Below are 19482 nucleotides of genomic sequence, written 5' to 3' on the forward strand. Positions count from 1 at the left end.
TCTCGGACACTGCGCCCCGAGGAGTGTCGCTCAGCCCGAGTCTCGCGCACACGTGAACGCGGCTCGGACGCGGCTCAGGCCTCGTCGGCCGCCACGTAGACCCAGGCGGACAGACCCGAGGTGAGCTCGACCCGGATGCGCTGGTAGTCAGCGACCTCGTAGTCGTCGACCGCGCGGAGCTGCCACTCGTAGCCGAGGGTCAGAGCGACACCTTCGACGACGTCGTCCGGTGCACCCCGGCGGAGGATCGGGTGCAGGTCCGAGCCGCTCGTCCGGACCACCTCGGGGTCGGTGATCGCCACCCAGTCGAGCCGCCACCCGGGCAGCGTGTCCGGGGTGGTCGGGACGTGGCCGCCGAACAGCGACTCCTGCACGAGCGGCTGCCGCAGCGTGCCGTACGAGAACACCCGGTGAGTCGCACCGGCGCCCGGTGTGGGGCGCTCAGCGGGGCCAGGAGCGATGGCCGGGGTCGAGGTCCAGACGAGCGCACCGGCCAGGCCGGTCAAGCCGAGGTGCAGCAGGCCGATGATGCCGAGGGCGCTGCCCCAGAAAATGCCAGAGTCGTTGCCGAGGCAGCGCTCCTGCGGCCAGACGTCTCCGTCCGAGAGGCACCCGTACCGGTTCGTGACGCCGACGACCAGACCGATGATCCCGACGACGAGACAGACGAGCGCGAACGCGCCGAGACCGATGACCCAGCGATGGCCGGGGGAGAGACGCTTCACGTCGCGAGGGTAGCGGACGCGGGGCCCGGATCACGCGCGCCGATCGGCGTAGGTGATCCGGGCCTCCAGGTCGTCAGCTGTGCCGCTTGGCGGCCTTGGCGATCTTCTTGCCCAGCTTCTTGCGGGCCTTGCGGGCGTGCGGGTCGTTCCAGGCCTTGCGGACGGTCTCGCCCTTGGACGTCTTGATGACCGGGCGGTTCGCGCGGGAGCCGAACCAGAACCCGATCAGGACGATCAGGCCGATGACGATGATGCGGTTGCGCATGGTGGGACTCCTTGGTCGGTGGTGCAGGTGCCGGCGGATCAGCCGGTGAAGCGTTGCCAGAGCTCGGTGACGATCGGCCACACGTCGCCAGCACGGTCGGCGGACCCGACGGCCACCAGCACCACGGGGACGATCGTGACGGCGATGCTCACCAGGACGGCGAGCACGACCGAGATCGTCGCCGTCGTGGTGTGCCGACGAGTGAGGGCCATGGCGAGGAGCGCCAGCACGACGACCAGCCCGAGGACCGCGACGACCGTGACCCGCACGAACGGGAACGGTACGAGGCCGGCGGTGGTGGCGGTGACGCCGCCGAGGAACCCGACCAGGGGCAGGAACGCCCCGAGCAGGACCCCGGCGACCAGGACCACGCCGATGCCACCGGCGATCCACACACCGCGCGGCCGGGGCCCACGGGTGCGGGGCCGACGACCGCCGGACCAGGCGGTGGTCACGGTCGGTCCGTGGTCGGGTCGGTCGGCTGGTCGCCGTCGCGGGCGGCTGCCCGCGCTGCCTCGCTGGCGTCGGCTGCGGCGTCGGCGGCGTCCTGCGCGGCGTCCTCGGCGGAGTCGGCGGCACGCACCGCTGCGTCGGCAGCCGTCTCGGAGGCGACGACGGGGGTGGCAGCGTCCTCGTCGACGACGGCCGCACGTGCGCTGCTGGCCGCGTCGCGCGCGGTGTCAGCGGCGTCTCGGGCACCCTCGGATGCACGGTCGAGCGCGTCGGACGCGGCTTCGTGCACGCGGCCGGCGGTGGCGGTCGTCGCGTCCACGGCCTGTTCGGCGGCGTCCGCGGTGACGTCGGCCGCACGCTTCGTGGCATCCGCGGCCTGGTCAGCGGCCTGCTTGGTGACCTCAGCGGTGGCCGAGGCAGCACGCTTGGCGGTGTCGACCGTCGCGTCGGCGGCACGCTTGGTGGCGTCTGCGGTGACCTCGGCCGCCTGCTTCGTGACGTCGGCGGTGGCGTCGGCGGCACGCTTGGTCGCCTCGGCCGTCGCGTCGGCCGCCTGCTTCGTGGCGTCGACGGTCGCCGTCGCCACGCGCTTCGTGGTCTCGCTCGTCGCCTTGGCGGCATCCTGCACGGCATCGCCGACGGCGGTGGCCGCACGCTCGACGGGCGAGGGCTCGTCGTCGAACGGCCCGTGCACGTCGAGGACGCGGACGTCCACGGTCGTCGGCGCGGATGCGACCTGGCCGGCTGCTGCAGCGACCTGTCGTTTCACCTCGTCGGCGACCTCGCGGACGTTCTGCGGATAGGTCACGATGACGGAGACCTGCACCGCGAAGGTGCCGTCCTCGTCGTCGACCTGCACACCGGCGGTCCCGGCGGAGCGGCCGAGCCGCTTCCGCACTTCGTCGGCGGCTCGGGACACGGTCCCGCCGAGGTGGTGCACGCCGGGCACGCCGAGCGCCGTCTCCGCCGCGGTTCGCGCGATGAGCATCGCGGGGGTCGCGTCGTCGGGCAGCGGCTCCGTCAGTTCTGCGGGCAGGGCCACCTCGGTGACCTGCGTGTGCGCATGGGGGTCGTGCTGCATGGTTCCTCCTCGTTCGGGTCCGCGGAACGCATCGGGGCACTCGACGTCGCGAGTGCCCCGACACGCATCGAGCGTCCTAGTTCTTGAAGACGTCCTTGACGTCCTCGCCGGTCTTCTTGACGCTCGCGGAGGCCTGGTCCTTCTGGCCCTCGGCGACCTTGGAGTCGTCGTTCTGGGCCTTGCCCACGGCTTCCTTCGCCTTGCCGGCGAGGTCCTGAGCAGCGTTCTTGATCTTGTCGTCGAGTCCCATGACGGGTCCTTTCATCGGTCGGGCGTGCGCCCGGTGGTGGGTGTTGCGTGGGTCTTCGGTGGGCCGGGAGGCCCGGGGTCGCGTCCGGCTGACGGGTGTCAGTGGACGCGGGTCGACTTCGCGAGCGCCGAACGGGTCCCACCGGTGAGGTGGACCAGGACGGGCACCTGGCGGCCGAGCGTGCGGTCGAGGACCGCGACGGCGCGGTCGACGGCGTCGAGCACCGAGACGGCGTCCCCGCCGCGGCGGACCGCGACGCGGATGCGAGCGGCACGCTGCTTCCGCACCAGGTAGGTGTCGACGCGGGAGCCGACGACGTCGCGGACCCCGGCGAGCTCGTGCTCGACGACGTCGCGGACGAGTGCGACGTTCACCGTGACGGCGTCCTCACCGGAACGCTCGCGGACGGCGACGGACGTGCCGCCCCCGCCGCGGGTGAACACCCAGACCAGGGCGAGCACGATGACGACGGCGCAGGCGGCGGCGACGATCCAGAGCGAGGACGCGGGGACGTCCAGGCTGCTCGGCAGGTCGACGGTGGGCTTGATCGCGTCCTGCACGGCGGGCACGACGCCCGCACCGATCGTGAGACCGACGACGACGGCGACGAGGCCGAGGACGAAGAGGATGATCCGGTTCATGGTCCGGTTGCTCTTGGTCATGCGAGGGTCCCCTTCTCGTCGACGCGGACGCGGATGTTCCGGCCGAATCGTTCGTCGAGACCACTGAGGCGGTCGCGGACGGCTGCCTGCACGGCCTGCTCGTCGACCGGGATGCCGGTGACGGGCACGATCCGGACGTCGGTGCGGCGGCCGCGGGCGGTGGCCGAGGCGTTGCCCTCGGGGACCCCCGCGGCCGTGCCGGCGGCGTTGGCCGCGGTCGAGGCGACGATGCGGGTGTCGATGACGACGGCGCCACGGTCGTGCTGGACGACGGAACGGTGCTGGCGACCCGGCTTCAGGGCCAGGACGATCAGCACGATGCCCAGGACCACGAGCACGACGGCGATGACCTCGGCGATCGTGACGAACGCGGCATCGGGCTGCAGTGCGGCGTCGACGGCGGTCTGTGGGTCGGCGAGGAGCGGAGGCCGCCCGATCGCCCGCAGGACCGACTCCGTGCCGATCCACGCGGCGACCAGTGCGAGGACCACCAGCGCCACCGCCACTGCGGTCGAGCGGGAGCGGTGCACGCTCCGACGACGGATGCGTCGTTCGACGGAACCGTTGCTCATGATGGTCTCCTACCGGGTTCGGGACTCGCGCTCGCGCACGATCCCGGTGAGTTCGATGTGGGCACTGCCGACGCGGCGGCCGGTGAGTTCGCTCACGCGGCGCTTGACCTCGTCGGCGACCTGGGCCGAACGGGCGACGAGGTCGTCGCCCGCGGCGATGGGGCCGGTGACGTCGAGGGCCATTGCTCCGGCCGCGTCTCCGAGACCGACCCTGACCCGCTTGGCGGGGGCGCCGAGCCGTTCGGCTGCGACGGCCCGCGCCAGCGAGGTCAGTGCACGAGCGGTGATCTCGACGCGGCCCGGGACGACGTCCGGGCCGGCGTTCACCGGGAGCTCCGGCGCCCGGTGAGCACGTCGGTCAGGGCGCCACGGTCGATCTTGCCGGTGGCGAGGGCGGCCACGAGGGCCCCGATCGCACCGAAGACGATGACCAGGACGAAGCCCCAGAACCCGAACTGCAGTGCGACGACTGCGAGGACGGCACCGATGAGGGCACCGATCAGTGTGTTGCTCATGCGACTCGCGCTTCCTTCTTCTCGTCGTTGTCGTTGTCGTCGTCGTCGCCCGGGATGAAGACGTCCTGGACGGTCACGTTGACCTCGGCGACCTCCATGCCGACGATCTGCTCGAGGGCACGGGCGACGCTGCTGCGGACGCCGTCGGCGACCTGCTGGAGCGACACCGGGTACTCGGCGACGATGACGATGTCCGCGGCGACCTGCTTCTCGCCGACCTCGACCTTGACGCCCTGACCGTGGTCGCGCTGGCCGATCGCGTCGCGGAGCGCGCCGATCGCACGGGCTGCGCCGCCACCGAGCGAGTGCACGCCGTTGACCTCGCGGGCGGCGATGCCAGCGACCTTCGACACGACGGTGTCGTCGATGACGGTCTTGCCGGTGACGCCGCTGTTCGAGCCGGCGTGCGAGGTGGTCCGGGCCGCGGCGGTGGTGGCCGGGGTGGTGGTGATGGAGTCAGCCATGGTTCGTTCCTTCCGATTGACCCGCCGGGCGTTCCCAGCGGTTGCTGTTCACGGATGAGACGGGCTGCACCAGAGATTCGTCACACATGACTTTCCGGATTCGGCAGAAATCCAGGAATCCGCGGGAACACGGGGATGTGGCTGTACCCCCTGGCCGTTCACTCAGGCGGTTTCGCGTGTTCCGTCCGCCGCGTTGCGTCCTGCAGCGGCGCGGATCGCCCGGGCGCACGCCATCGGGGACTCGCCCCGCTCGGCTCGGAAGAGCTGCTGCAGGCGTCGTGGCAGGACCCCGGCGGCGTCGGCGATGTCCTGCAGGGAGAGGTCCTCGTCGGCGTGCTGCTCGATGAACGCCACCGCGCGGCGGACGCGCCACGAGGACCGACCACTGTCGGGTCGTGCGGACAGCGACGTGCGGAGCGTGGCGGCGGGGTCCTCGCCGAACCGCTCGCGGTAGGCGGTGGCGAACCGGCCCGGGTTGGTGAACCCCCAGCGACGTGCGACCACGGCGACCCCGTCGGCGCCGGGGCCCCGGTCGTCGCCCGCGCGCAGGAGTTCGCTCCGGGCACGGTCGAGCCGGTGCTCGCGCAGGAAGCGGTGCGGCGTGGAGTCGAGGGTACGGGCGAACACGTCCTGCAGCCCCCGCTGACTGAGCCCGCACGCCGCGGCGATGTCCGACACCGCCGGACGTTCTGCCGCGTGCTGTTCGACGTAGCGGATCGCGTCGCGCAGGCGGTTCGCGACGGGGACGTCGTCGCCGCGGTTGCGGATCGGGAAGGTGTCGAGCACGACGATCGCCAGCCGACGGTTCAGCGCCGTCCGCATCGGACCGACCACGCGGTCGTCCACGAGCGCCGGGCCGAGCTCCCCGATGAGGTGGCGCAGCGGTTCGCGGCGGGCGATGACCTCGTCCTGCTGGTCGAAGAGCAGCGGGCCGTCCGGCAGCCGGTAGCCGAGGTCGCGCCCGACGGTCCGCAGGAACGAGTCCGCGATGTGCACGCCGTTGTAGACGGTGCCGTCGGACTCGAAGCGGTACTCCTCGGAGGCGCTCGCGATGTACGGGCTGCCGGGCTCGACCACGCGCGTGCGGTCGGGGAAGTGCATCTCGAGCCGGCCCCTGGTGAGCCAGAAGACGACGTGGTCCTCCCGCGCCCCGATCACCCCGCCGCGTCGACCGCCCTCGGCGCGCATGGTCCGCAGCGTCAGGTCGTCGTCGCCCACCACCGTGTACTCGTAGCGGGTGTCGTCGGTCGCGTAGGTGTCCGAGGCGAAGTCGGACCCGTGGTACTCCGCCTCGAAGATGTCGGAGTAGGCGGAGCCGTCGCCGTCGGCGAACCGCAGTCTGCGGAAGCCGTTCGTCGCCGGATCGGTCATGGTCGAAAGCATGACATCGACGGCAGGGCGACGTGAATACCCTCGTTCGTGTCCGCGCGTCCATCGGAGGGAATACCCTAGGGGGGTACCGTATTGAGGACCGTGGAGGCCAGCATGCACGAACACGTCGGGTACATCGGCGACAAGGACGACCTGCTCAAGCGGCTCCGTCGCGCCGAGGGCCAGGTGCGCGGCATCGCCCGCATGGTCGAGGACGAGACGTACTGCATCGACGTCCTCACCCAGATCTCGGCGGCGAACCGGGCGCTCGAACGCGTGGCGCTGTCGCTGCTCGAGGACCACCTCAAGCACTGCGTCGCCGAGGCGGTCGCCGAGGGCGGCGACGCCGCGGACGAGAAGGTCCGCGAAGCCAGCCAGGCCATCGCCCGGCTCGTGCGCTCGTGACCGCCGCCCGCACCCGAACCACAGGAGGAGACACCGTGACCACCGAACTGCTGCTCGTCGAGGGCATGACCTGCGAGCACTGCGTGCTGAGCGTGACCGAGGAACTCACCGAACTCGAGGGGGTGTCCGACGTCGCCGTCGCGCTCGTCCCCGGCGGTGCCTCGTCGGTGACGGTCACCTCGGACGCACCCGTCGACGCCGATGCGCTCCGCGGCGCGGTCGCCGAGGCGGGGTACGAGGTCGTGCCGTCGTGACGGACGGCATCGTCGAGCTCGACATCACGGGCATGACCTGCGCCTCGTGCGCGAACCGCATCGAACGGAAGCTCGGCAAGCTCCCCGGGGTCACCGCCACCGTCAACTACGCCACCGAGAAGGCGCAGGTGCAGGTCGCGGCTGACGGCCCCGCCGACCCCGCCGACCCCGCTGCCCTCATCGCCGCCGTCGAGTCCGCGGGCTACGGTGCGACCGTCCCCGCGCCGCCGGCCGACACGACGGCGCCGGACGACGACGCCGACGACCCGGCCGGAGCGCTGCGCCGACGACTCGTCGTGTCGACGGTCCTGGCCGTGCCGGTCGTCCTGCTCTCGATGGTGCCGGTCCTGCAGTTCCCGAACTGGCAGTGGCTCGCCCTGACACTCGCCGCGCCCGTCGCGGTGTGGGGCGCGCTCCCGTTCCACCGCGCCGCGTGGGTGAACGCCCGACACGGTGCCGCGACCATGGACACCCTGGTCAGCGTGGGTGTGCTGGCGGCCTTCGGCTGGTCCCTCTACGCCCTCTTCTTCGGCGACGCCGGCACCACCGGCATGCACATGACGTTCTCGTGGATCGCGACCGACCCCGAGGCGACCGACCTGTACCTCGAGGTCGCCGCGGCCGTGACGGTGTTCATCCTGGCCGGCCGGTACATGGAGGCCCGCGCCAAGAAGCAGTCCGGGGCGGCACTCCGCGCCCTGCTCGAACTCGGCGCGAAGGAGGCCACGGTGCTGCGCGACGGCGTCGAGCAGCGTGTCGCCGCGTCGGCGCTCGTCGTCGGGGACGTCGTCGTCGTGCGGCCGGGGGAGCGGATCCCCAGCGACGGCATCGTGCAGGACGGGTCCTCGGCCGTGGACCACAGCATGGTCACCGGCGAATCCGTCCCCGTCGAGGTCGGACCGGGCGACCGGGTGACCGGCGCGACGATCAACGTCGGCGGCCGGCTCGTGGTCGCCGTCGCCCGCGTCGGCGCCGACACCGAGCTCGCTCGGATGGGACGGCTCGTCGAGGACGCGCAGACCGGCAAGGCCGACGTCCAACGCCTGGCCGACCGGGTCTCCGGCGTCTTCGTGCCGATCGTCATCGGGCTCGCCGTGCTGGCGTTCGTCGGCTGGCTCGTGCTCGGCGGCTCGGTCACGGCGGCGTTCACCGCCGCCGTCGCCACGCTCATCATCGCCTGCCCGTGCGCCCTCGGGCTCGCGACGCCGACCGCACTGCTCGTCGGCACCGGCCGCGGGTCCCAGCTCGGCATCCTGATCGGCGGCCCGCAGGTGCTCGAACGGACCCGTGGCGTCGACACCATCGTGCTCGACAAGACCGGCACCGTCACCACCGGCGAGATGACCCTGCGCGCCGTGACCTCGACGGACGCGACCCTCGACGCGGACGCCGTGCTCCGGCTCGCCGCCGCCGTCGAGCACGGTTCGGAACACCCCGTGGCGCGTGCGGTCGTGCGGGCCGCGACGGCCCGGCAGCTCGACGTCCCGACCGCCGAGCAGTTCGACTCCACGCCCGGCGCCGGCGTGCAGGCCGTCGTGGACGGCGACGTCGTGCTCGTCGGCGGGACCCGCTGGCTCGCGGCGTCCTGGGCCGTCGTCGTGCCCGACGAGGCCTCGGCCGCGGTCACCGCCGCCGAGGCCGACGGGGGCACCGCGGTGGTCGTCGCGCGGAACGGCCGCGTGCTGGGCGTCGTGGTCGTCGGCGACACCGTGAAGCCCGAGGCCGCCGACGCGGTCGCGCGCTTCGTGGCCCTCGGTCTGCACCCCGTCCTGCTCACCGGCGACAACGACGGCGCCGCACGGGCCGTCGCCGCACAGGTCGGCATCGACGACGTGCACGCCCGCGCCACCCCTGCCGGCAAGCTCGACGCCGTCCGGGGCATGCAGGCCCAGGGACGGAGCGTGGCCATGGTCGGTGACGGCGTCAACGACGCTGCGGCGCTCGCCGCGGCCGACCTCGGCATCGCGATGGGCGCCGGCACCGACGCGGCGATCGCGGCCAGCGACATCACGGTCGTGAGCGGTCGGCTCACCGTCGTCGCCGACGCCGTCCGGCTGTCGCGCGCCACGCTCGGCATCATCAAGGGCAACCTGTTCTGGGCCTTCGCGTACAACGTGGCGGCGATCCCGCTCGCGATGGCGGGGCTGCTCAACCCGGTGCTCGCCGGCGCCGCCATGGCGTTCTCGTCGGTGTTCGTCGTGACGAACAGCCTGCGGCTGCGGCGTTTCGCACCCCGGCCCTGAGGCCGACCACCCGCCGGACGTGACGCGCGCAGCGAACGTGCCCCGTGCCTCCCGTCCGGCGGTGCGCGCGACGGTGCCGACGGCACTACGCTCGAAGACGGTCCGCGACGCACTGGTGCGGTGACCTGCGGGCTGTACGTCTCGAACGTGATCCCAGGAGGACCGAAGTGACCGAATCCGCTCCCGTCGACCCCACATCGACCGAAGGCTGGAAGAAGCTCGACAGCATCGCTGCCGACTTCACCCCTGACCTGCGCGGGTGGTTCGACAGCGACCCCGGCCGTGCCGAGCAGTACACGTTCCAGGCCGCAGACCTGACCGTGGACCTGTCGAAGGGCCTCGTCACCGAGGACGTCCTCGCCGCCCTGCTGCAGGTCGCGAAGGACACCGGCGTCGCCGAGCGCTTCCAGGCGATGCTCTCCGGCGAGCACATCAACGTCACCGAGGACCGCGCCGTCTTGCACACCGCGCTCCGCCGTCCGAAGGCGACCGAGGGGCTCGTCCCGGCGGCGCCGCTGACCGTCGACGGCCAGGACGTCGACGCCGACGTGCACGCCACGCTCGACAAGGTCTACGCGTTCGCGTCGCAGGTGCGTGACGGCTCGTGGACCGGTGTCACCGGCAAGCGCATCGAGACCGTCGTCAACATCGGCATCGGCGGGTCCGACCTCGGCCCCGTCATGGTCTACGAAGCACTCAAGCCCTACGTCCAGCCCGGCCTCGAAGCCCGCTTCGTGTCGAACATCGACCCGGCGGACATCTACGAGAAGACCGTGGACCTCGACCCCGAGACCACGCTGTTCATCGTCGCGTCGAAGACCTTCGGCACCCTCGAGACGCTGACGAACGCGCGACTCGCACGCCAGTGGCTGTGGGAGCGGCTCGGCCTGACCGACGCCGCCGACGACGAGAAGAAGAACGCCGTCGCGAAGCACTTCGTCGCCGTGTCCACCGCGCTCGACAAGGTCGAGGCCTTCGGCATCGACCCCGAGAACGCCTTCGGGTTCTGGGACTGGGTGGGCGGCCGCTACTCCGTCGACTCCGCGATCGGCACGAGCGTCATCGTCGCGATCGGCCAGGAGAACTGGGAGCAGTTCCTCGCCGGCTTCCACGCGATCGACGAGCACGTCCGCACCACGCCGCTCGAGCAGAACGTCCCCGTCCTGATGGGCCTGCTCAACGTCTGGTACACGAACTTCCTCGGTGCGCAGAGCCACGCGGTCCTGCCGTACACGCAGTACCTGCACCGCTTCGCCGCGTACCTGCAGCAGCTCACCATGGAGTCGAACGGCAAGCGCGTCCGCTGGGACGGCTCGCCCGTCACCACCGAGACCGGCGAGGTCTTCTGGGGCGAGCCCGGCACGAACGGCCAGCACGCGTTCTACCAGCTCATCCACCAGGGCACCCGCCTGATCCCGGCCGACTTCATCACGGTCGCGAACCCGGCCCGTCCGCTCAAGGACGAGACCGGTGACGGCAAGGGCGTCGCTCCCGGCACCGACGTGCACACGCTGTTCCTGGCCAACTTCTTCGCGCAGACCAAGGCGCTGGCGTTCGGCAAGAGCGCCGACGAGGTCCGTGCCGAGGGCACCACCGACGAGGGGATCGTCGCGGCGCGCACCTTCCCGGGCAACAAGCCGACGACGTCGATCCTGGCGCCGGAGCTCACCCCGAGCGTGCTCGGCCAGCTGATCGCGCTCTACGAGCACATCGTGTTCACCGAGGGCACGATCTGGGGCATCGACTCGTTCGACCAGTGGGGCGTGGAGCTCGGCAAGCAGCTGGCGCTGCAGGTCACGCCCGCCGTCGAGGGCGACCAGGCCGCGCTCGACGCGCAGGACGCCTCGACCAAGGCGCTCATCGCGAAGTACCTGGAGCTGCGCAAGTAGCGACGCACCCACCTGACGGACGGGAGGCCCGTGGCGGATCCGCCACGGGCCTCCCGTCCGTCTGCCGGTCGCGCTGGCCGCGGGGCGGACGCGGCCCGAGACTCGGGGTGAGCGACAGTTCTCGGGACGCGCGCGCCGAGAACTGTCGCTGAGCGCGAGTCTCGGGCCATGCGCTCCGAGACTCGCGGTCAGCGAGCGAGCGGGTCGAGGTTGAGCGTCGTTCCCTCGTAGAGGTGCTGGTCCATCCCGAACACCTGCACGCCCGCGTTGAGCCAGACGAGCGCCCGCACGCTGATGCCGAACCGCGCGGCGACGTCCCCGATGAGGTCGTCCGGCGCCACCGTGTACGACCGCGGCGCCCCGCCGGTCGTCGTCGCGGTGACCGGACCGGTCGCGTTCGCCCGGGCACCGGCGTCCTTCGGGTGCACGTTCGTCTGCCGCGCCGGGACGGACCACCGCACGGTGGTCACCGCGAGCACCTTGCCGGCCCCGATCTCGACCGGGACCTCCTGACCCGGAGCCGCCGCGGAGTAGGTCACGAGCGTGGTGAGGTGCGACGGGTCGACGCCGGAGCCGCTCAGTGGGACGTCCACCGCGGTCGCCGTGCTGGTCGGCCCACCGAGCGTCCGGTCGCCGACGCCGGGGTAGGTCAGGCCGTCGCCGACCGCGCGCGGCAGGTCGAACAGGCCGACCCCGACCGGCACCGGCAGGGTCGAGGTGAAGCCGGAGTACTGCGCGGTGAACGTGTCGTCGCCGACCGCGACCACGCGGAACCGGAAGTGCACGCTGCCCTTCGGCGACGCGACGTCACCCTGGGCGAGGACGGTCCCGGCGGGGATCGGCGTCAGCGTCGGAGCCGGAGCCGCCGACTCGGTCGGTTCCGGGGTCGGCGTGCGGGGGTGCGCCGACGACTCGAGGAGGTCACCCTCCGGGTCGGCGCCGAGCGTCGGCGTCGGGGTGGCCGACGAGCTCGGCGTCGTCGCCGGGGTGGACGGGGCGGGAAGGGCTCGGTCCGACCCGCGCAGCAGCGAGCACCCCGACAGTGCCACGGTGGCCGCGACGACGACCCCGATCGCGAGCGTCCGGTTCATGATTCCCCCTCAGCTCGATGCTAACCGCGCGGTGCCCCCGGGGCGAACGCCGTGCTCCCGCCGTGTGTCTGGGGACGTACCGCGGATCCTCGGTCGTCCACGACGAGTGATACCATCGGTATCAACGAGAGCAGGTGGTCATGGGCGTCAGGGTGGTCCCCGGGCGACGCGGTGGGTCGGACCCCCGTCGGCCCGACACGGAAGCCGTCGTGCGAGCGTTGGCCGGTCGGATCGACAGTGCGCCCGCGACCGTCCGTGCGGCGGTCGAGCACGTCCTGCACAGTCGTGAGCAGCAACACCACGCCGAGATGGAACTGCGGCGCGGGATCTTCAAGCTCGCCGACCTCGGCGTCCCGCAGCGCGAGATCGCGAAGCTCGCCGGGATCTCCCAGCCCGAGGTCTCGCGGCGGCTCTCCCGTCGAACCCTGACCACGAAGAGGCCGTCTCCGCGTGAGGTCATCTCCCGGCGCGAGGGCGGCCAGATCGACTCGGAGACGATGCTGCGCGAGCTGTCGTCGATGGCGTTGACGCACCGCACCCCGAAGCGTGGTGCGGCGTTCGACGGTGCCGCCTCGGCCACCGGCACCACCAAGGAACTCGCGGCGGCGTTCCAGGACGGCCTCCTGTCCGAGGTCGAGTACGAGACCGTCCGCCGGGCGATCGCCGAACGGCAGACCCGCAAGCGCACCCGGTGACGGAGCTCCGCAACCGGGTGGCCGTCGAGCTGGGCCGAGCGCTCCGGGCCGACTCGCTCGACAACCCCTGGTCGGACACGGCGGGCGCGAGCACCAGGACGATCTACGCGCCGGACGGCTTCCTGTACGAGGCGAGTCGCCTGCGGTTCCACGAGTCCGTGCTCGAGGAGCACCGCGCGCTGACCCCGTCGCCGGTCACCGACGGCTCGCTCGCCGTGGTCGTGACGGCCGGTCCGCCGGGGTCGGGGAAGTCGACCGCCCTGGAGCGGATGCCGGAGCTGTGCGGGTACCGGTCGATCGACGCCGACGGGTTCAAGGACCCGCTGCTCCTGCGCGCACAGGCGGACGGTCTGGTGGACCGGTGGACGGCTCGCCGCCTGGCCGACGACCGGCCGGTGCAGCTGCGTGAGATCGCCGGGTTCGTGCACGCCGAGTCGACCACCGTGGCCGACACGCTGCGCCGCCGCGCCCTCCGCAACGGCGAGAACGTCGTCGTGCACGGCACCCTGTCGAGCGTGGACTACCTCGACGACCTCCTCGCCGAGCTCGACGACGCCGGCTACGAGAAGCTGCGCATCGTCACCGTGGAGGTCCCGCTCGAGACGGCGATCGCCCAGGCGACCGATCGGTGGTGGAGCGTGCGTGATGCCGCCACGGATCCGCTCGGTGGTCGGTTCGTCCCGGAAGCAGCCATCCGTCGCTACTACCCGACCGGATCGACCGAGTCGGTGTGCGGCGCGAACGCCCGGGTCCTCGGTGACCGGGCCGCCGACCTCGGCTGGGACGTGTCGATCGTCTGAGCGGTCGCCGGTGTCGGTCGGAACGGCTACCGTCGAGGCCATGGAGCGTTCGGAGATCCTCGCCGCGGCTGCCGCCGCGCACGCCGCCCGCATCGCAGAAGAAGGCGGTGACGACGGCGCTGCTCGTGAACGGGCGGAGAGCGTCCGGCGCCGGGCCGACGGCCTCACCGACCGGTACGACACGGTCGAGGGCGCGAGCGAATCCGACGCGCGTGACGCCGCGCGCCGTCGAGCGGGCGAGGCCGACCGGGCGGCCTCCCGGACCGAGGGCGTGCTGTCCGACTGGCACCGCATGGGCACCCGCCGCGGTGTGACGCCGGACGCCCAGGTGCGCACGGCGTGGACGGTCACCGGGGTGCCCGAGCGGGGTGACGCCCGAGCACTGGCGAACGTGCTGCTCTCGACGGCGGGGCACGCGGGCCGGGTGGCCGACGCCGCGCGACGCAACCCGGCGCTGTCCGGTGCCGCGAGCGCAGCTGCTCGACGGACCGTCCGGCGCTACACCGACCACGGCGCGGACATGGCGTCGCTCGGCGACGTGCTGGGGGACAGCCCGGAGCCCGACGGGTCCTGATGCTCACCCGGAGTGCGTTGGAGCGCTCCCGCTCTGACCAGGCGTTATGTGGACCGATCCAATCGTCCTGACGACAGAATGTCCAATTGACAGGACATGGATTCGGGTTACCATCGGTGCACGCACTGAAGCGCGATCACCGACGAAGGAGTCACCGAATGGTCGACATCAAGCCGACAGCCCCGACTGTCGCACTGCCCCCGATCGGGACCGGACCGCACCGCCGACGCCTCGGCGTCCTGGCCCTGGTCGCCACGTTCGGCGGGCTGCTCTTCGGGTACGACACCGGTGTCATCAACGGTGCCCTGAACCCGATGAAGGCCGAACTCGGCCTCACGAACTTCACCGAGGGCGTCGTCACCAGCTCCCTGTTGTTCGGCGCCGCGATCGGTGCCATGCTCGGCGGCCGCATCGCCGACGGCTGGGGGCGTCGCAAGACGATCATCGCCCTCGCCGTGACGTTCTTCCTCGGCACCCTCATCTGCGTCTTCGCACCGACGTTCGGCGTCATCGTCGTCGGCCGTGTCCTCCTCGGCCTCGCGGTGGGTGGTGCATCGACCGTCGTCCCGGTGTTCCTCGCTGAACTCGCGCCGTACGAGATCCGGGGTTCGCTGTCCGGCCGCAACGAGCTCATGATCGTGATCGGGCAGCTCGCCGCGTTCGTGGTCAACGCCATCATCGGCAACCTGTGGGGTGAGGGCAACGGCGTCTGGCGCGTCATGCTGGCCGTCTGTGCGCTTCCTGCCATCGCACTCTTCGTCGGCATGCTCCGGGTGCCGGAGTCGCCGCGCTGGCTCGCGTCCAAGGGGCGCTACGACGAAGCGCTGTCCGTCCTGCAGCAGGTCCGCACCACGGAGCGTGCGACCGCCGAACTCGACGACATCAAGCGGAGCAACGACCTCGAGGCGAAGGCCGATCGCGTCAGCGGGTGGCAGACGCTGCGCGGCAACAAGTGGCTCATCCGCATCGTGCTCATCGGTGCCGGGCTCGGCGTCGCCCAGCAGCTCACCGGCATCAACTCGATCATGTACTACGGCCAGACCGTCCTCATCGAGTCCGGGTTCCAGGCGTCGGCAGCCCTCATCGCGAACATCGCCCCCGGCGTGATCGCCGTGGTCGGTGGCGTCATCGCGCTGTACAACATGGAGAAGATCAACCGCCGGACGACCCTGATCATCGGCTTCTCGTTGACGACGGTCTGCCACTTCCTGATCGGCATCGCCTCGGTCGCACTGCCCGAGGGCAACCCGGCCCGCCCGTGGGTGATCCTGTTCCTCGTCGTCGCGTTCGTCGGCTCGATGCAGACCTTCCTCAACATCGCCGTGTGGGTGGTGCTGTCGGAGATCTTCCCGACCCAGATCCGCGCGCTCGGCATGGGCATCTCGGTGTTCTGCCTCTGGATCGCGAACGCGTTCCTCGGGCTCTACTTCCCGACGATCGTCGCCGCGACCGGCATCACCGGGACGTTCTTCGGCTTCGGCATCGTCGGTCTGCTCGCGCTGCTCTTCATCTGGAAGTTCGTGCCGGAGAGCCGCGGTCGCACCCTCGAAGAGGTGGAAGAGGGCGTCACCACCGGCAACATCTTCACGGTCCCCCAGAAGGCGTCGCGCGCCTAGGTGTACTCGGCCATGACGTTGGTGACACTTCGGGTCTTGTGACGTAGCGAGGCCTCCTGGCTTGATGGAGCTGTCTAGTTCTGCCATCACCAGGAGGCCTCTGTGGTCCACGCTAACGCCCGGTTGACGCTGCACGGGCGACGGTTACTCGTCGCTCGCGTTGTTGAGGACCGTCGTCCAGTCGCTCATGTCGCGAAGGAACTCGGCGTCTCTCGCCAGTGTGCGCATCGGTGGGTGCGGCGTTTCCGGGACCACGGCGACATCGGCTTGTCGGACCGGTCAAGCCGGCCGCATCGATCGCCGACGAAGACCACTCCAGAGCGCGAGCAATCGGTGCTGGAGGCACGGACCCGGCTCCGGTTCGGTCCCGCCCGTCTCGCTGCGGAGACCGGGGTGCCGGCTCGCACGATCTCTCGCGTCCTCGCCCGGCACCACGTTCCGCCGCTGGCGTGGTTGGACCCGATCACTGGTGCCCTGATCCGTGCCACAAGAGCGACCACGAACCGATACGAACACGAGCACCCCGGCGACTTGGTGCACGTGGATGTGAAGAAGCTCGGTCGGATCCCGGACGGCGGCGGCTGGCGGGTGCAGGGCTGGACGGCCGCGAATCACCAGTCCCGCGTCGATAAGAAGCCGATCGGGTTCGACTACGTTCACGCCGCTGTCGATGACCACACCCGGCTCGCTTATGCCGAAGTCCACCCGGACGAGCGCGGCGTGACCGCGGCTGGGTTCCTCACCCGCGCGGCAGCGTACTTTGCCGCCCATGGCATCCGGAAGATCGAGCGGGTGATCTCGGACAACGCCTTTGCTTACCGGCACTCAGCCGCGTTCAAGAACGCGGTCGCGGAGCTGGGTGCGAAGCAGAAGTTCATCAAGCCGCACTGCCCATGGCAGAACGGCAAGGTCGAACGCTTCAACCGGACCCTCGCGACCGAGTGGGCCTATCGGCAGCCCTTCACCAGCAACAACGCACTTGCACCCTGGATCGAGCACTACAACACTGGCCGGATCCACTCGAGCCACGGGCTCACGCCCGCAGCCCGAGTGTCACCAACGTGATGACTCAGTACACCTAGGCCAGCCCGACCAGATCCACGGACGACTGCGCTATCGGCGGACTACTGCTGGTCCGGGAGGAATTCGTCCGCGAACTCAACCCAACCGCTGCCAGCCTCTGCTCCCAGTGCCGGCAGCACCGGAAGCGCTCCGTCCACGAAGGGGGCGACGAACACCTGCCCCTCGCTAACGACGACCCGACGGGTGACCACGACGTCCTCCGCGAAGGCGTCGTGCAGGAACGGCAGGATCCGTCTGCCGTGCAGCCATTCGAGCGTGTTCAGCGTCCGGATCGCCAAGACCATGACGCGCGCCACGAGCGGAACAGCGGCATGGAAGCGTTCCTCGACACCAAACGAGTGCGCGCCTTGACGCTTGTCGGTGTCGGCGTGGACAACGTCGCCGTAGATCCACGCGTACGCAAGCTCGTGGTCCGCCAGCGCTTCCTCCGGCGCCTCCCCCTGCTTGACCCGCACCTCGTACGCTGAGCGGCTGACTTTCTGCGACGCGACGACCTTCCAGTCCTCGCGCAGCTTCTTCAACGCCGTCATCGCGTCGGCGTCGGCATCGGTCTCGCGAGCGAAGTACAGCAGCGCTTTCATCGTCTTGAGGCAGTGCGCATCTTCCTCGTTGAGCAGCAACGGCCGGATCCGGGCAGCCGCACTTTCGACCTGCTCTTCCGGCGGTTCGACGTCGAGACGCTCGAGGAGTTCGACGAGGTGATCTCGACGGCCCGCGACTTCAACCCGGACCTGGAGGTCCGTAGCCTGCTGAGCCAGGCACCCACCAATCACAACGAGACGGAAACAGAAGACGTCTCCGAGTTCATCGTGGAGTACCCCCAGGTCAAGCCCCTCGAAACCGTTCTGTACTCGCGCAAGGCCTACCGCGACGCCGCCGCTCCTGGTCTTGGAGTGATGGAGCTCTCGGTATCGAAGGCGAAGCAGGCGCGGGCTGAGATTCAGGAGCTCACGGCGGAGGTGTACGGCTGATGCCCATCGCACGGAACAAGAAGACGACGGTGGATCCCGACGCGATCGCCGCGTTCGGGGCCGCGGCCGACGCGCTGCCCTCCGAGGCGCGTGAGGCCGCAACGCCAAAGTCGCAGGCGAAGGCGCCCTCTCCGGCTGCGGGTGATGCTCCCCTGACGGCGCTCGTTCGCTGGCGCGGACACGAAGAGCTCCGCGACCGGATTGCCGACTACAACAAGGCGACTCGGTACCCGAATCACGCGATCATGCTCCGAGCAATGGAGATTGGCATGGAGTACATCGAGAAGCACGGCATGGAGTAGAGCGCACTAGCTCCTGCTAGTCGCTGCTACCGCCCACAAGCACTGGATAGCCCCTGATATTGTCTGATATCCGGGGCTATCGGCATTGGTGGCCACGCCCGGTATCGTGAATGAGCCGGCGCCCCTCGTGCTCGTCGGCACGGTGCCCCCGGCCCAATCCGGGGGCACCACTCCCACCGGTCACTCCCCGCTGGCCACGCCCTCCCGCGTGAAGCATTCGGCGGAGCGCCGCTCGATCTGCCTCTTGCCCTGCAGGCGCACAGCGTAGGCGTGCCACACGACATCCTTGCCGTGCGGAGCGGTGGCGTGGTCCTCGAAAATCCAGTCGACAACTCCGCCGACGGGGATCTGGTGGGGCACCGTGGGGCCGTGCGAAAGGATGAACTGTTTCGGGTCGAGGCCCGCTGGGTTGCGCTGCTCGAGGTTGTGCACGACGATCTGTGCGCGGCGCTTCGACGCACTTCGCGGATCGTGAGCGTGACCAAGCCCGACGTCCCAGACAGTCAGTGGCGTCTTTCCGAGGTTCTGGACGGTGACCGTGAAGGGCACGTTGAACACGTGCGGCCGGGCCGACGGAGTGAAGCAGTCGTGCTGCAGAGTGACCACGAGGCGCGCGCGGTTACGGATGGCGTTGACGATCCCGACGATGGCCGTAATGAGCGACAGCGCGAGGGCGGCGATCGCCACCCAGTCGAGGTTGTCGGTCCAAGATGGCGGTGGGTCAGCGGGGGCGTCGCGAGCAGGCGTAGGAGCACGGTCGAAGCCTACGATTCGGACGCCTGAGCGAGCCGTCGTCTGTGATAGCACCTGATAGCGTGTGCTATTGGGCGCTAGCCATCAAGGCGGGGGAGCGCGAGATCCGACGCAGAGTCGACCGGGTTCCGGTCGAGCGCCCGGTACACCGTCGCGCGTCCGATTCCGAACAGTTCGACGAGCTCCGCGACCGAGTGATCCCCGGCACGGTGGAGCGCCACGAGCAAGCCGTTGTGCGTGCAGTGCACCGCCACGTACCGTGCCCTCGACAACAAGGGCGTCACCTACGAGGTCATCGACCTCACCACGCAGCCCGTCGACGTCGTAGAGAGCTTCAAGGCCCGCGGCCTGATGCAGGCACCCATCGTCGTCACCGCCACCGCCACCGTCACCGACACGTGGGCTGGCTTCCAGCCCGACAAGATCGCTGCCCTGACCGCCTGACCGA

26 protein-coding genes and 1 pseudogene are annotated in these 19482 nt (G+C 70.5%); 12 read left to right on the plus strand and 15 right to left on the minus strand.

What is annotated here, in order from left to right; genetic code table 11:
* Positions 1-74 precede the first annotated feature (74 nt).
* From GVL05_RS20190 to GVL05_RS13315, 11 genes are all read right to left on the minus strand, one after another.
* A complete protein-coding gene (locus GVL05_RS20190) occupies positions 75-725 on the minus strand; it encodes a gamma-glutamylcyclotransferase family protein (protein ID WP_235035979.1) in 651 nt (216 codons plus the stop codon).
* 73 nt (positions 726-798) lie between these two features.
* The gene (locus GVL05_RS13270) at positions 799-990 is read right to left on the minus strand and encodes a hypothetical protein (protein ID WP_111084762.1); all 192 of its coding nucleotides are present in this window, start codon (positions 988-990) and stop codon (positions 799-801) included.
* A gap of 38 nt (positions 991-1028) precedes the next feature.
* Positions 1029-1445 carry an MFS transporter permease gene (locus tag GVL05_RS13275; protein WP_159573404.1) on the minus strand — a complete coding sequence of 139 codons (417 nt, stop codon included), beginning with the start codon at positions 1443-1445 and terminating at the stop codon, positions 1029-1031.
* The gene (locus tag GVL05_RS13280) at positions 1442-2524 is read right to left on the minus strand and encodes an Asp23/Gls24 family envelope stress response protein (RefSeq protein ID WP_159573405.1); all 1083 of its coding nucleotides are present in this window, start codon (positions 2522-2524) and stop codon (positions 1442-1444) included. The genes GVL05_RS13275 and GVL05_RS13280 overlap by 4 nt, the downstream gene beginning before the upstream one ends.
* Before the next feature lie 76 nt (positions 2525-2600).
* A complete protein-coding gene (locus tag GVL05_RS13285; RefSeq protein ID WP_123291762.1) occupies positions 2601-2774 on the minus strand; it encodes a CsbD family protein in 174 nt (57 codons plus the stop codon).
* Positions 2775-2872: 98 nt separating this feature from the next.
* Entirely contained in the window at positions 2873-3436 is a 564-nt protein-coding gene (locus GVL05_RS13290; protein ID WP_123291763.1) for a hypothetical protein, read from the minus strand.
* Positions 3433-4008, minus strand: a complete 576-nt coding sequence (locus GVL05_RS13295) for a DUF6286 domain-containing protein (RefSeq protein WP_123673696.1) — start codon at positions 4006-4008, stop codon at positions 3433-3435. Before GVL05_RS13295 ends, GVL05_RS13290 begins: the two co-directional genes overlap by 4 nt.
* 9 nt (positions 4009-4017) lie before the next feature.
* Complete coding sequence (locus GVL05_RS13300) at positions 4018-4335, minus strand: hypothetical protein (protein WP_123291765.1); 318 nt, start codon at positions 4333-4335, stop codon at positions 4018-4020.
* Complete coding sequence (locus tag GVL05_RS13305) at positions 4332-4523, minus strand: DUF2273 domain-containing protein (RefSeq protein WP_123291766.1); 192 nt, start codon at positions 4521-4523, stop codon at positions 4332-4334. Before GVL05_RS13305 ends, GVL05_RS13300 begins: the two co-directional genes overlap by 4 nt.
* Positions 4520-4987 carry an Asp23/Gls24 family envelope stress response protein gene (locus tag GVL05_RS13310; protein WP_159573406.1) on the minus strand — a complete coding sequence of 156 codons (468 nt, stop codon included), beginning with the start codon at positions 4985-4987 and terminating at the stop codon, positions 4520-4522. Before GVL05_RS13310 ends, GVL05_RS13305 begins: the two co-directional genes overlap by 4 nt.
* Before the next feature lie 162 nt (positions 4988-5149).
* Positions 5150-6358 (minus strand): helix-turn-helix domain-containing protein, encoded by a 1209-nt coding sequence (locus GVL05_RS13315; RefSeq protein ID WP_159573407.1) that lies wholly within the window; start codon positions 6356-6358, stop codon positions 5150-5152.
* 114 nt (positions 6359-6472) lie between these two features.
* Between GVL05_RS13315 and GVL05_RS13320 the strand changes: the two genes are divergently transcribed.
* The 4 genes from GVL05_RS13320 to pgi all read left to right on the plus strand — a co-directional run bounded on the left by GVL05_RS13320 (position 6473) and on the right by pgi (position 11149).
* Complete coding sequence (locus GVL05_RS13320) at positions 6473-6763, plus strand: metal-sensitive transcriptional regulator (RefSeq protein ID WP_111084793.1); 291 nt, start codon at positions 6473-6475, stop codon at positions 6761-6763.
* 65 nt (positions 6764-6828) lie between these two features.
* Entirely contained in the window at positions 6829-7017 is a 189-nt protein-coding gene (locus GVL05_RS13325) for a heavy-metal-associated domain-containing protein (protein ID WP_123292282.1), read from the plus strand.
* Entirely contained in the window at positions 7014-9260 is a 2247-nt protein-coding gene (locus GVL05_RS13330; protein ID WP_159573408.1) for a cation-translocating P-type ATPase, read from the plus strand. The genes GVL05_RS13325 and GVL05_RS13330 overlap by 4 nt, the downstream gene beginning before the upstream one ends.
* 167 nt (positions 9261-9427) lie before the next feature.
* Positions 9428-11149 (plus strand): glucose-6-phosphate isomerase, encoded by a 1722-nt coding sequence (gene pgi, locus GVL05_RS13335; RefSeq protein WP_123938439.1) that lies wholly within the window; start codon positions 9428-9430, stop codon positions 11147-11149.
* A gap of 188 nt (positions 11150-11337) precedes the next feature.
* Here the strand turns inward: pgi and GVL05_RS13340 are convergent, their stop codons facing one another.
* On the minus strand, positions 11338-12240 hold the full coding sequence (locus tag GVL05_RS13340) for a LysM domain-containing protein (protein ID WP_159573409.1): 903 nt from the start codon (positions 12238-12240) through the stop codon (positions 11338-11340).
* Positions 12241-12449: 209 nt separating this feature from the next.
* On the opposite strand from GVL05_RS13340, the gene GVL05_RS13345 reads away from it, so the two are divergent.
* From GVL05_RS13345 to GVL05_RS13365, 5 genes are all read left to right on the plus strand, one after another.
* A complete protein-coding gene (locus GVL05_RS13345) occupies positions 12450-12935 on the plus strand; it encodes a hypothetical protein (RefSeq protein WP_159573410.1) in 486 nt (161 codons plus the stop codon).
* Positions 12932-13735: a zeta toxin family protein gene (locus GVL05_RS13350; RefSeq protein WP_159573411.1), complete on the plus strand. Its 804-nt coding sequence runs from the start codon at positions 12932-12934 to the stop codon at positions 13733-13735. The genes GVL05_RS13345 and GVL05_RS13350 overlap by 4 nt, the downstream gene beginning before the upstream one ends.
* Before the next feature lie 40 nt (positions 13736-13775).
* Positions 13776-14309, plus strand: a complete 534-nt coding sequence (locus GVL05_RS13355; RefSeq protein ID WP_159573412.1) for a hypothetical protein — start codon at positions 13776-13778, stop codon at positions 14307-14309.
* Between the two features lie 158 nt (positions 14310-14467).
* Entirely contained in the window at positions 14468-15925 is a 1458-nt protein-coding gene (locus GVL05_RS13360; protein ID WP_159573413.1) for a sugar porter family MFS transporter, read from the plus strand.
* Between the two features lie 102 nt (positions 15926-16027).
* Positions 16028-16990, plus strand: a complete 963-nt coding sequence (locus GVL05_RS13365; RefSeq protein ID WP_159573414.1) for an IS481 family transposase — start codon at positions 16028-16030, stop codon at positions 16988-16990.
* A 59-nt stretch (positions 16991-17049) separates the two neighbouring features.
* On the opposite strand, the gene GVL05_RS13370 is transcribed toward GVL05_RS13365, so the two are convergent.
* Complete coding sequence (locus GVL05_RS13370; protein WP_159573415.1) at positions 17050-17628, minus strand: hypothetical protein; 579 nt, start codon at positions 17626-17628, stop codon at positions 17050-17052.
* Between GVL05_RS13370 and GVL05_RS13375 the strand changes: the two genes are divergently transcribed.
* Positions 17602-17979 carry a hypothetical protein gene (locus tag GVL05_RS13375; RefSeq protein WP_159573416.1) on the plus strand — a complete coding sequence of 126 codons (378 nt, stop codon included), beginning with the start codon at positions 17602-17604 and terminating at the stop codon, positions 17977-17979. The two genes, GVL05_RS13370 and GVL05_RS13375, sit on opposite strands and share 27 nt — an antisense overlap.
* Positions 17979-18281 carry a hypothetical protein gene (locus GVL05_RS13380; protein ID WP_159573417.1) on the plus strand — a complete coding sequence of 101 codons (303 nt, stop codon included), beginning with the start codon at positions 17979-17981 and terminating at the stop codon, positions 18279-18281. Before GVL05_RS13375 ends, GVL05_RS13380 begins: the two co-directional genes overlap by 1 nt.
* A gap of 180 nt (positions 18282-18461) precedes the next feature.
* Here the strand turns inward: GVL05_RS13380 and GVL05_RS13385 are convergent, their stop codons facing one another.
* Complete coding sequence (locus GVL05_RS13385) at positions 18462-18968, minus strand: hypothetical protein (RefSeq protein ID WP_159573418.1); 507 nt, start codon at positions 18966-18968, stop codon at positions 18462-18464.
* 143 nt (positions 18969-19111) lie between these two features.
* Positions 19112-19258: pseudogene (locus GVL05_RS13390) on the minus strand (helix-turn-helix domain-containing protein); the annotation flags it as partial.
* 13 nt (positions 19259-19271) lie between these two features.
* On the opposite strand from GVL05_RS13390, the gene GVL05_RS13395 reads away from it, so the two are divergent.
* Complete coding sequence (locus GVL05_RS13395) at positions 19272-19478, plus strand: glutaredoxin domain-containing protein (RefSeq protein WP_235035980.1); 207 nt, start codon at positions 19272-19274, stop codon at positions 19476-19478.
* Positions 19479-19482: the final 4 nt, after the last annotated feature.

The sequence above is a fragment of the Curtobacterium sp. 18060 genome (genome assembly GCF_902706105.1).
GTDB lineage: Bacteria > Actinomycetota > Actinomycetes > Actinomycetales > Microbacteriaceae > Curtobacterium.

Coding starts and splice junctions, on each gene's coding strand:
- GVL05_RS13280 (WP_159573405.1), bottom strand. CDS start 2,524: ATGCAGCACGACCCCCATGCGCACACGCAGGTCACCGAGGTGGCCCTG.
- GVL05_RS13360 (WP_159573413.1), top strand. CDS start 14,468: ATGGTCGACATCAAGCCGACAGCCCCGACTGTCGCACTGCCCCCGATC.
- GVL05_RS13325 (WP_123292282.1), top strand. CDS start 6,829: ATGACCTGCGAGCACTGCGTGCTGAGCGTGACCGAGGAACTCACCGAA.
- GVL05_RS13380 (WP_159573417.1), top strand. CDS start 17,979: ATGCCCATCGCACGGAACAAGAAGACGACGGTGGATCCCGACGCGATC.
- GVL05_RS13270 (WP_111084762.1), bottom strand. CDS start 990: ATGCGCAACCGCATCATCGTCATCGGCCTGATCGTCCTGATCGGGTTC.
- GVL05_RS13340 (WP_159573409.1), bottom strand. CDS start 12,240: ATGAACCGGACGCTCGCGATCGGGGTCGTCGTCGCGGCCACCGTGGCA.
- GVL05_RS13285 (WP_123291762.1), bottom strand. CDS start 2,774: ATGGGACTCGACGACAAGATCAAGAACGCTGCTCAGGACCTCGCCGGC.
- GVL05_RS13295 (WP_123673696.1), bottom strand. CDS start 4,008: ATGAGCAACGGTTCCGTCGAACGACGCATCCGTCGTCGGAGCGTGCAC.
- GVL05_RS13290 (WP_123291763.1), bottom strand. CDS start 3,436: ATGACCAAGAGCAACCGGACCATGAACCGGATCATCCTCTTCGTCCTC.
- GVL05_RS13355 (WP_159573412.1), top strand. CDS start 13,776: ATGGAGCGTTCGGAGATCCTCGCCGCGGCTGCCGCCGCGCACGCCGCC.
- GVL05_RS13320 (WP_111084793.1), top strand. CDS start 6,473: ATGCACGAACACGTCGGGTACATCGGCGACAAGGACGACCTGCTCAAG.
- GVL05_RS13315 (WP_159573407.1), bottom strand. CDS start 6,358: ATGACCGATCCGGCGACGAACGGCTTCCGCAGACTGCGGTTCGCCGAC.
- GVL05_RS13310 (WP_159573406.1), bottom strand. CDS start 4,987: ATGGCTGACTCCATCACCACCACCCCGGCCACCACCGCCGCGGCCCGG.
- GVL05_RS13305 (WP_123291766.1), bottom strand. CDS start 4,523: ATGAGCAACACACTGATCGGTGCCCTCATCGGTGCCGTCCTCGCAGTC.